This window comes from Fusibacter paucivorans, assembly GCF_018390735.1.
Taxonomy (GTDB): domain Bacteria; phylum Bacillota; class Clostridia; order Peptostreptococcales; family Acidaminobacteraceae; genus Fusibacter; species Fusibacter paucivorans.
In genome coordinates, this window is the sequence record NZ_JAHBCL010000059.1 from 1 (window position 1) to 8879 (window position 8879).

At 35.9% G+C, this 8879-nt stretch carries 12 protein-coding genes and 1 pseudogene; 11 read left to right on the forward strand and 2 right to left on the reverse strand.

Features of this window, described 5'->3' with window-relative positions; genetic code table 11:
- The first annotated feature begins 114 nt into the window (after positions 1-114).
- Positions 115-330: an NUDIX domain-containing protein gene (locus KHM83_RS18995; protein ID WP_343213181.1), complete on the forward strand. Its 216-nt coding sequence runs from the start codon at positions 115-117 to the stop codon at positions 328-330.
- Between the two features lie 64 nt (positions 331-394).
- Here the strand turns inward: KHM83_RS18995 and istB are convergent, their stop codons facing one another.
- Both istB and istA read right to left on the reverse strand, forming a co-directional pair.
- Entirely contained in the window at positions 395-1153 is a 759-nt protein-coding gene (gene istB, locus KHM83_RS19000) for an IS21-like element helper ATPase IstB (RefSeq protein WP_213238613.1), read from the reverse strand.
- Positions 1150-2364 (reverse strand): IS21 family transposase, encoded by a 1215-nt coding sequence (gene istA / locus KHM83_RS19005; RefSeq protein WP_213238614.1) that lies wholly within the window; start codon positions 2362-2364, stop codon positions 1150-1152. Before istA ends, istB begins: the two co-directional genes overlap by 4 nt.
- 139 nt (positions 2365-2503) lie before the next feature.
- On the opposite strand from istA, the gene KHM83_RS19010 reads away from it, so the two are divergent.
- The 10 genes and pseudogenes from KHM83_RS19010 to KHM83_RS19055 all read left to right on the forward strand — a co-directional run bounded on the left by KHM83_RS19010 (position 2504) and on the right by KHM83_RS19055 (position 8664).
- On the forward strand, positions 2504-3022 hold the full coding sequence (locus KHM83_RS19010) for a hypothetical protein (RefSeq protein WP_213238615.1): 519 nt from the start codon (positions 2504-2506) through the stop codon (positions 3020-3022).
- Between the two features lie 172 nt (positions 3023-3194).
- Positions 3195-3569 (forward strand): hypothetical protein, encoded by a 375-nt coding sequence (locus KHM83_RS19015; RefSeq protein WP_213238616.1) that lies wholly within the window; start codon positions 3195-3197, stop codon positions 3567-3569.
- A gap of 185 nt (positions 3570-3754) precedes the next feature.
- The gene (locus KHM83_RS19020) at positions 3755-4414 is read left to right on the forward strand and encodes a hypothetical protein (protein ID WP_213238617.1); all 660 of its coding nucleotides are present in this window, start codon (positions 3755-3757) and stop codon (positions 4412-4414) included.
- Between the two features lie 173 nt (positions 4415-4587).
- Entirely contained in the window at positions 4588-5079 is a 492-nt protein-coding gene (locus tag KHM83_RS19025) for a hypothetical protein (protein WP_213238618.1), read from the forward strand.
- A gap of 53 nt (positions 5080-5132) precedes the next feature.
- Positions 5133-5288 (forward strand): hypothetical protein, encoded by a 156-nt coding sequence (locus KHM83_RS19030; protein WP_213238619.1) that lies wholly within the window; start codon positions 5133-5135, stop codon positions 5286-5288.
- Positions 5289-5326: 38 nt separating this feature from the next.
- Positions 5327-5911: a hypothetical protein gene (locus KHM83_RS19035; RefSeq protein ID WP_213238620.1), complete on the forward strand. Its 585-nt coding sequence runs from the start codon at positions 5327-5329 to the stop codon at positions 5909-5911.
- A 748-nt stretch (positions 5912-6659) separates the two neighbouring features.
- A complete protein-coding gene (locus KHM83_RS19040) occupies positions 6660-7157 on the forward strand; it encodes a hypothetical protein (RefSeq protein WP_213238621.1) in 498 nt (165 codons plus the stop codon).
- Positions 7158-7236: 79 nt separating this feature from the next.
- Positions 7237-7521, forward strand: a pseudogene (lepB, locus tag KHM83_RS20070) (signal peptidase I); the annotation flags it as partial.
- Positions 7522-7590: 69 nt separating this feature from the next.
- A complete protein-coding gene (locus KHM83_RS19050) occupies positions 7591-7968 on the forward strand; it encodes a hypothetical protein (RefSeq protein WP_213238622.1) in 378 nt (125 codons plus the stop codon).
- 24 nt (positions 7969-7992) lie between these two features.
- On the forward strand, positions 7993-8664 hold the full coding sequence (locus KHM83_RS19055) for a hypothetical protein (protein ID WP_213238623.1): 672 nt from the start codon (positions 7993-7995) through the stop codon (positions 8662-8664).
- Positions 8665-8879 lie beyond the last annotated feature (215 nt).

Here is an 8879-nt window from a genome sequence, read left to right on the forward strand (position 1 = left end):
TAGCACGTCCTTTCCTCCTTAAAGTTTGGTCACTTCAAGGGTATAAGATTGAGATTGTACTGGCAATTATTTTTTTGTATTTTTGTCTGCCATTCATTGTATTTTTAGATTACCATAAACAATCACGTCTATCCGGATGGCAATGAGGTTCATATTATTGACATTGTTTATTTGTGTAACGATTTTTCAGGTGAATTAACTAAACAAGTATCTGAGGTGAGTGATTTAAAATGGTTTAAATTTGACGAAATTCCAAAGGAACTAAGTCCGCCTATAAAACCGATATTAGAAAAATTCTGTAATGAAAGATTGAGCATTTCCCGATTCTGACAGTGTCAATACCGATTGAAAATTTCCATAAAACAACGGTTGAAAAGTCCCTTTTTTAACGTCATCAATCAGAAGGTGATGCATAAAACCCAGCTTTTTTCTTCTCTTTGATTCTATAGCTATTCCCTTTGATGTTAATGGTTGTAGAATGATGTAAAAGTCGATCAAGGATTGCCGTTGCAATAATCGTATCTCCAAATACTTCACCCCATAGACCATAAGTCTTGTTTGAAGTAAGAATGAGCGATCCCTTTTCATATCGGTTAGAAATGATTTGAAAAAAGTAATGCGCCACATCATCATCCATTTGTGTGTATCCGATTTCATCAATGATTAGAACATCCGGCTTGTTGAATGTTTTAATCTTTCTGTGAATTTTTCCGGAAGTAATATTTTCTTTAATCGTTGCAATGAGCTCATGTGAAGTTATAAAATAAGCTGTATACCGATGCTGTATTGCGTTGATTGCAAGCGCTACAGCAAGGTGCGTTTTACCGACGCCAGGTGGACCGAGTAAGATGACATTTTCATGCTTTTCAACAAAATGTAGTGTCAAGAGTTCGTTAATCCTTCTCGGGTCGACACTTGGTTGGAATTCAAAATCATAAGTATCAATTGTTTTATGATAAGGTAGCTTCGACAACTTCATATTTGTTTTAATGGCGCGTTCATTTTTGGCGCTAATTTCAGCTTCAAGTAGCTTGAGAAGAAACTCAAGATACGATATACTGTTCTCAGAAGCACTTTCGCAGTGGTGATCATAAACCTCAGGGATATGAATAAATCCCAGTGTATCAAAAGCTTTCATAAGCCTTTCGGTCATGAGGATTTCACCTCCGCGTCAACGATGTCATCATAGACCGCTAACGGTCTGATGTGCACTTTGGAGTCTTTTGTAGGGACAAGTTTAGGAGCTTTGGCTGCAACCGTTCGCTCTCTTGTTAAAAGGCCTTCAAAGTGTTCTCTATTTTTTGAAAGATTGTATTTGCCATGAAGCTTTACATGTGAGCAAATCATTGTGTTCTCTAACGTATAAATATCAAGTGAACCATTCAGTCGGTCTCTGATACACACAACACGTCCAGCATATTCATGTGGTACGCTGTAGCGATTCGACTGATATGAAATGAAACAATCTGAACTGACTTTGCGTTTGGTATCTTCAGTTAGCCTAAAGTCCTTTGGGTTTGGTGGATGAAGGGGTTCTTCAGCTAGACTTTGGGCTGGTATTCGTTTAGTTGTCCCATGTACTCGAACATTTGCAATGTAATGTGTCCAGTGTCTCACTTCATTATTCAGATCATCAATGCCGGTAATTTCTGCTACTCTAGGCCAAAAGTTTCGCCTTACATACTTGACGCCGCTTTCAACTTTTCCCTTGCTTTCCGGATGATAGGGCCTTGTAGGGATTGGTTTGAATTCATGATGTTTAGCAAAATCTAAAAAAGCTTTATTGAAACGATCAAGACCTTGCGCTTTGATGTCCCTAACAACCGTTCGCATGTTATCATAGACAATGGTTTGGGGGACACCACCAAAATATTTGAATGCACGCTCGTGACATTCAATAAGTGTTTGAAGCTTCTCATTTTCAACGAATTCAACATAAAGTGCTCTTGAGTAGCCCATAAGCATGACAAATGCATGAATGCGTTTTGTTGTACCACCATAATCAAGAGTGAATTCTCCCCAATCAACCTGTGCTTGTTCGCCTGGTTTTGTTTCAAAACGTTTGTACGCCTTTTGTTTACAGCGTTTACGATGCGGTCTCATAAAATCGCGTAAAATCGTTCGTTTCCCTGCATAGCCCTGAACGCTAATCTCATCGTAAATGATGCTACTGTTTAGGCAGCCCTCATCCATACGTTTTAAGATATATGGCTTGTATGGATCAAGTTTAGAAGGCTTTGGCGTTCTTGAATAGGGTTCGTGTTCATCTGATTTCAAAACTTTTCGCACTGTTTTTTCAGATTTACAGATTGACTTTGAGATATCTGAGATGTACATACCTTTGTTTCGCATTTCTTTGATCATGTAAAATTCTCCCTGTGTCGTCACTTGATATGCTCCTGTTTTTATTTGAGCATACCGCTTTTTTCAGGGATTTTTCAACCGTTATTTATTGGTATTTTAACACCGTTACTTACAACAGCTTTTACGAGAGGAAAAAACAATGAAATTAAACATCGTTAAAGTAATAGGATTCATTAGCATCATTTATGGTATCTTGAAGTATGGACACGGTTTTATCAATAACATTGTGAATGTTTTTCAGATAAATAACCCATTCGATACTAAGATCGCAATACTAACAGCATTGTACTTTTTGCTGTATGTTGTCTCTGGCATTGGATTAGTGTTGGGCAAAAAGTGGGGATGGCATCTAGCAGTCTTCAACTTCATATTCTTAGCGATTCGGAGTTTAGAAACGTTATCACTTTCACTGTTATATCAAAAAATTTCCGGTGTTGCTGATATTCACTTTTATCCAAATCATTTATTTGAAATAATGATAATGATTTTGATTGGGGCGCTATTGGTTTTATTTCTCACAAGAAAAGATATTCTAAAGCAATTTCGCATCGAAAGAAAATTGATACCCACCTTGGGATTAGATGTATTCTTATCACTAACGATCCTTATAATTAGAGATTTAACCGATACCTTAGCATTCCTAAAAACCATCGGTTAACAGTGCACGATTACCAGTCTGCTTTGCACATAATATTGACTGATTGGGCGTGATTGATCCAAGCCAAATAGCAGCATTTATACGCCAAATTAGATTTTGTGTTTTAATGAGCAGAACGGTCGTGAGTCATGGGAACATTATTTAACGTTTAATGTAAAAGGAGGCAAACAAGATGACAATCGCTATAATCGGCAGTACCGTTTTATGTTTAATCTCGATCCTCTATATTTTAGTGGCATTAGGCTTTCCATTGGGAGCATTTGTTATGGGCGGCAAATATCAAATTGTCCCCAATAAGATCAGGTATATGATTGGCTTTTCTGTCATTATTCAATGGTTTGCGGCTATCATCATCTTACAAACCGCCGGCCTTGTACCGCTATTCTTTTCAGTCGGCGTTACAAAGGGAATTTGCATTTTCTTTGCCGTGTACCTATCATTAAATGTCATTATGAATTTACTTTCAAAAAGCAAAAAGGAAAAGTACACAATGACGCCGCTTTCAATAATTGCTGCAATCTCATTTTGGATGACGGCATTTGGTTAACCGTTAAAAAGCAGAAATCATCCGAGTTGATGACGCCTGCCTTGTAAAGTAATTTGTACACGATTTTTATGCAATTATATTAAATTGAAAAACGATTGTAAGTCATGGCCCTATTAACACCAATACTTATTAGGGCAATAATTGAATTTCCTAAAAAAATATTGAAGTCTTACCGAGGAGAATTTATGGAATGTGTTAATCCTAAGAAAAATTATCTGTCCGCATCATTATGGATATTTCTTGCTTTGAACTTAGATATTATCGTGCATATAGCCACAACAATGCTCATTGGAGATGATGTAATCTATCGGGCTGCTGTGAGCAAAACCGTGACCATTATACTATGGTCAATTTCAGTAGCTATTGTGATAAAATATCTGAAAATAAAGAAGCCCAGCATAACCGTTAATCATGAAGGCATTCTGAAAATTTCGATTAAGTTTCTCGTCACAATAATATTGATAGCGGTTGTTAATTACAATGTGAAATCACTGGGCGTAATCCAGATCATTCATGAGTATCAATACAGTATGGCTCATTACAATCAGCTAGGCTTCGTAACATTTATGCTGCAGATTATCTATTATTTCTTAGAAGCTTCACTGATAACATTGATTATCATAACGGGAAGTAAATGGGGATTAAACAAACGGTATAATCATATTATGCCGTATGGCGGCTTAATATTGGCCTTAACTTGGGGCGCAGTTCATTTCTTAACTCAAGGCATATCCGTTGGTCTATACGGTGTTTTTATCGCACTGCTCATTGGACTAGGCTATTTGCATACAGATAAGAATACGGTATTGACGTATATTGCAGCACTGTTTATATTTCTGATTTAGTCTAATATGAGAATCTCATTGTATTCGTTCAACAAACAGATAATGCCATATTATATTCTCATAACAGTTTATTAACAATTAATATATTGGTTCATACTAATGATACAATAGAAAAGTACAATGATCTGTAAAATGACATCATTAGTGGATTGTATGGAAATGAGGTGTAAAAAGTGAAGCATAAAAATTTGAGGGTATTGATCGTATCAATCATCACAGGCATATTATACAATGTTGTAACCCACTTTCTTGTTAGATTTTTGATCAGAGGGACAAATGAGTGGACACTGGAGATGGGAGATACCGTCTTTTACATCATGCTGGTTTATAGTATCTGTGCTATTTTAGGATCAGGGCTATTATGCTTTAAAGATATGTCAAAGTCTGAGATTGCGAAATCATCAGCTGTGATGGTACTTTACTATGTCATCGTTTTAATTTTTGAAAAAATCACTTTCGAAGTAGGGCTCAATGGATTATTCTCAATCTATACGCTTCTCATTATGCCAATCAATATCTATTCTACAATGACACAAATCACTTTAAGATATTTTGGCAATGTATGGATTGGCGTTGCCTTAGGACTGTGTTTGCCCTTCGTTTATATACTATTTGGGAAAAAGCAGCATTCTGAGGACACAATGGCAAATGATAGGATTAGATGAATTTTAACAGCCCTCCATCTTTTTAATCCAACACATCTTTTGAGGTAGCAGAAATGAAAAAGAGAACATTGATAATGGCTTTGTTTATTCGGCCGTGGGCAATCGTTTCATTTGACAGTATGCCATATGGCGGCTGGGATGAAGACGGCATTCGGTATATGTATGGCAATCCTTTGCAAATACAATTATTCACAAAAGAAACAAATTGAAAACGTTAAAATATCAATCATTGAGAGGCGGCGGCATATTGAAGAAACTAGTCATCTTGATTATCATAATGATACCGGTCTTGCTGATTACATCATGCGAGAAAAGCGATCGCACAAATAATGTTGTTATCAATAGTCATGAAATATTTGATGCGGAAAACCCAGCTTCAAAAGTCCACATCAATCAAATTGCATCTGAATACTTAGACATTCATTATGATGGTGAAAAACATTATAATTTGGATATTGAAATATGGGAAAAAGGCAAATTGGTTGATATCATCCGTAAAGCGATGGACATCGCATTAGCAGATTATCAAGGGTTATCCATTGAGATTGATGACAGCAATCCATTAGCATATGCCGTTATTATTGGCATGTACTCGAATGGCGGTGCAACGGCAATACGATTTGACGTGGATATGAATGCTAATAATGCAAACGGTACATTTGAAAGCAGCTATGTTGATGAAAGAAGCATTGCTGATGATATTAAAGTGCCACTCTGGGGATACCATCAGTTCAATGACATGACATCACCCTATGCAGATGTTTATGATGCTGCCAAAAACACAGAATCATCGATTGTTCTCAAACTGAGTCCAATGAACGATTCTGATTAAAATAAAATGGATCACATGCTGTATTAATGCAATAAATTATTGATTCGTTTTCTTCGAAAGCAAATCAAGGATCCTTTTCAGATTATCATTTATTGATGCTATTTTTCTATTCACACTGATGAAATACCAGATTAACAATACGATTAAAATGAGAACTCCCAATAATAAAAGCGTTGGTAAAATGGTTATGAGTAACGGTGTCGAAGCTGGCAAAGTCGCTGTAGCATTCATAAAAAATCTCCCTACTTGATGAATAACGCATCATTATATGTTTTTTGGTAACACTTGCACCCAAAAGATAACATTTTTGAAAGTAAATATCAATCCAACCGTTCAATTAGCGTGTCCTTCTCAGACTCCTAAAATTTCTAGTGCCATAATAATAAACGGATATAATTTTATCATACAAAAATAGCGATTCCCGACACGACTTATGTCATAGGAATTGCTATTTTATGTAAAAACCATAGATTAATCAATCAATAAAGTTTAGAATGTATAGAGTAGAAATTGGAAAAACAATTGACATTCTGGGAGGCTATTTAAATTCGAAAAAGCGTAAATTCACTCAGCCTCCTCGAAGTCAATGCATTGAATTAGTACCAAAAATTACGTTATGTGTCTTGTTTTGAATTGAATAGAGGAATATCTAGTAGTTAACATAGAATCTAATAGGGGTTATATTGAAATGAAATTATTTGATTAGGGAATGATTCAATTTCTTTACAATTAGAAAGAAGGTAAGCGAATGAAAAAAAATGTCTATAGAATTGGTTTTTTATTGTTTATTATACGGTATATCTATACAATCGCAAATCGCATGCTTTTTATGCATTATTCAAATGTGACGGATGCTGAAACCATTCAACACATTGTTCGTATCAGCTCTTATCTATCCTTATTTATAAGTATCGGATTGATATTGACCTTAGTTATTATTTCAATTCTTGAACTTAGTGGTGCAGGCGCTCGATCGGTAAAAATAATGGCTGTTGTCAATGTATGTCTTGCCCTTTTCCAAATGCTTATCAGTTTCGGGACACCTCTATATTTCAATTTGATTGCTTCAGGCAAAATGGCTATTCCGTTACACGACACAACGATTGGGACATTCATCGCTCGTGTATCAATGATAAATGGCGTCATTAAGATTATAACGGATATTGCAATACTCACGATGATGATTTTGAGCTATCGTTCTATCGCAAAGCGTCAGGAACATGTTAAACTGGAAGGAAGCTATTGAGCTAAGGCAGTATAGGATGAAGCGCCCGATTATGTATATGATACTGATTAGAAAGGGATAATCACATGGGAGTAAGAAATTAATTAAGAGAGTCATCGGTGTACCCGGTGATGCTATTTTTATTGCCGATACCAATGGCTACATTAATGGTACGAAACTTGAAGAATCCTATATTGGTTCGCCAACCACCGGCTATGTCGATATAATTGAAATCCCTGAAGGTGAGTATTTTTTAATGGGCGACAACAGAAGTCACAGCACGGACAGTCGGGATAATACCATCGGCACGGTCTCTATCGATAAAATTATTGGCAAATCAACCTATAGACTGTATCCTTTTTCAAAAATAGGCAAATTGTATTAGTTCAAAACGGAGCTTCTCGCCATGCACTGAATTTTGAATTTGTCTTGATAATTTTAAGGAGTACTGAAAATGAAACGCAAAATCATATTGATATTACTACTTGTTGCTATAATTGTGACGATTAGTATACATGACAAAGATTACCAGATTAATAGCGTATTTAAAAACATGTTCGATATGGAGTCTGAGGCATTAAAAAAGATTTATGGCTCAGAAGTGGCTGAAATTTTCTATCTTTATGACATCGACACGTATGATACACCTAAGGTCTCCTCTATATCCTATTCGAATACGGAAAGTGTCGTAGACATTACGATCTATAAATATGAAGATTCAGAGCAGAGCTATGGAAATCTAGTTGATTCGAAATCAGCATTTTTAAGGTTTAAATTTAAACGCATACCGATATTAAATCTCGATCTATTGGAAGGTATCACACCGGAATAAAAACGATTAATAAGGAGCATAACAATGAAAATTAAATTATTAGCAATGATGATGACCCTGACATTGGTTTTAGCTGGGTGCAGCACGTCAGCACCAAATGATGGCATCCAAGAAGAACCCGATAATCAGACGGAGGCAACTGTAGAATCAAGTGAGAGCGAGCATGAAAGTGCTGATGAGCAATTAGAATCAGAAAATGAACTGGAAGCACTGGAAGCAATCGGTGAGATAAAAACGGAAGAAGGTTTGTTTGAAGTCGAATTAACCTTTCCGTCTCAATTTGTTGGTGAAGCGACGCAAGAGACATTAAACGAAACGGCAAAAGAAAATGGCTTTAAATCAATTACGCTAAACGAAGATGGCAGTGCAACCTATGTCATGACGAAGAAAAAGTATGATGCATTTATAGCAGAAACGAAGTTATCCTTTGAAACAGCATTAGATGAAATGGTTGGCTCAGAAGATTTTCCGAGTATTGTATCAATTGAAGCAAATGATAATTTTACTGAATTTGTTGTTGTAACAAAAAATGAAACGCTAAGCTTAGCAGAATCATTTTCATCCATGAGTTTTTATATCATGGGAGGCATATACAGCATCTTTGATGGTGAAGAAGTCGATAACATTAATGTGAAATTCATTAATGAAGATTCTGGTGAAATCATATCTGAATCCAACTCAAGTGAGATGAATTGATTTAACAGTGAAGGCATAAGACTAGATTGATTAAAAATATGGAGGTAGCCATTGCGATTACAAAAAAAGCCCGTAAATACGATTATTTATCTCCTCCTTGTAAGATAAATATAGGGTTTGGGTTTTGAAACCCACCCGAATGTTCTTTGATAACTTAAACTTTATTGTTCAGATGAATCTCAGACATGCTTCATGAAATCCAATAAATATCGTGC

Bases quoted from the DNA above. Each gene is read 5' to 3' on its own strand.
- KHM83_RS19040 (WP_213238621.1), top strand. From the start codon at position 6,660: ATGAAAAAAAATGTCTATAGAATTGGTTTTTTATTGTTTATTATACGG.
- KHM83_RS19020 (WP_213238617.1), top strand. From the start codon at position 3,755: ATGGAATGTGTTAATCCTAAGAAAAATTATCTGTCCGCATCATTATGG.
- KHM83_RS19030 (WP_213238619.1), top strand. From the start codon at position 5,133: ATGAAAAAGAGAACATTGATAATGGCTTTGTTTATTCGGCCGTGGGCA.
- KHM83_RS19055 (WP_213238623.1), top strand. From the start codon at position 7,993: ATGAAAATTAAATTATTAGCAATGATGATGACCCTGACATTGGTTTTA.
- KHM83_RS19010 (WP_213238615.1), top strand. From the start codon at position 2,504: ATGAAATTAAACATCGTTAAAGTAATAGGATTCATTAGCATCATTTAT.
- istA (WP_213238614.1), bottom strand. From the start codon at position 2,364: ATGATCAAAGAAATGCGAAACAAAGGTATGTACATCTCAGATATCTCA.
- KHM83_RS19050 (WP_213238622.1), top strand. From the start codon at position 7,591: ATGAAACGCAAAATCATATTGATATTACTACTTGTTGCTATAATTGTG.
- KHM83_RS19015 (WP_213238616.1), top strand. From the start codon at position 3,195: ATGACAATCGCTATAATCGGCAGTACCGTTTTATGTTTAATCTCGATC.
- istB (WP_213238613.1), bottom strand. From the start codon at position 1,153: ATGACCGAAAGGCTTATGAAAGCTTTTGATACACTGGGATTTATTCAT.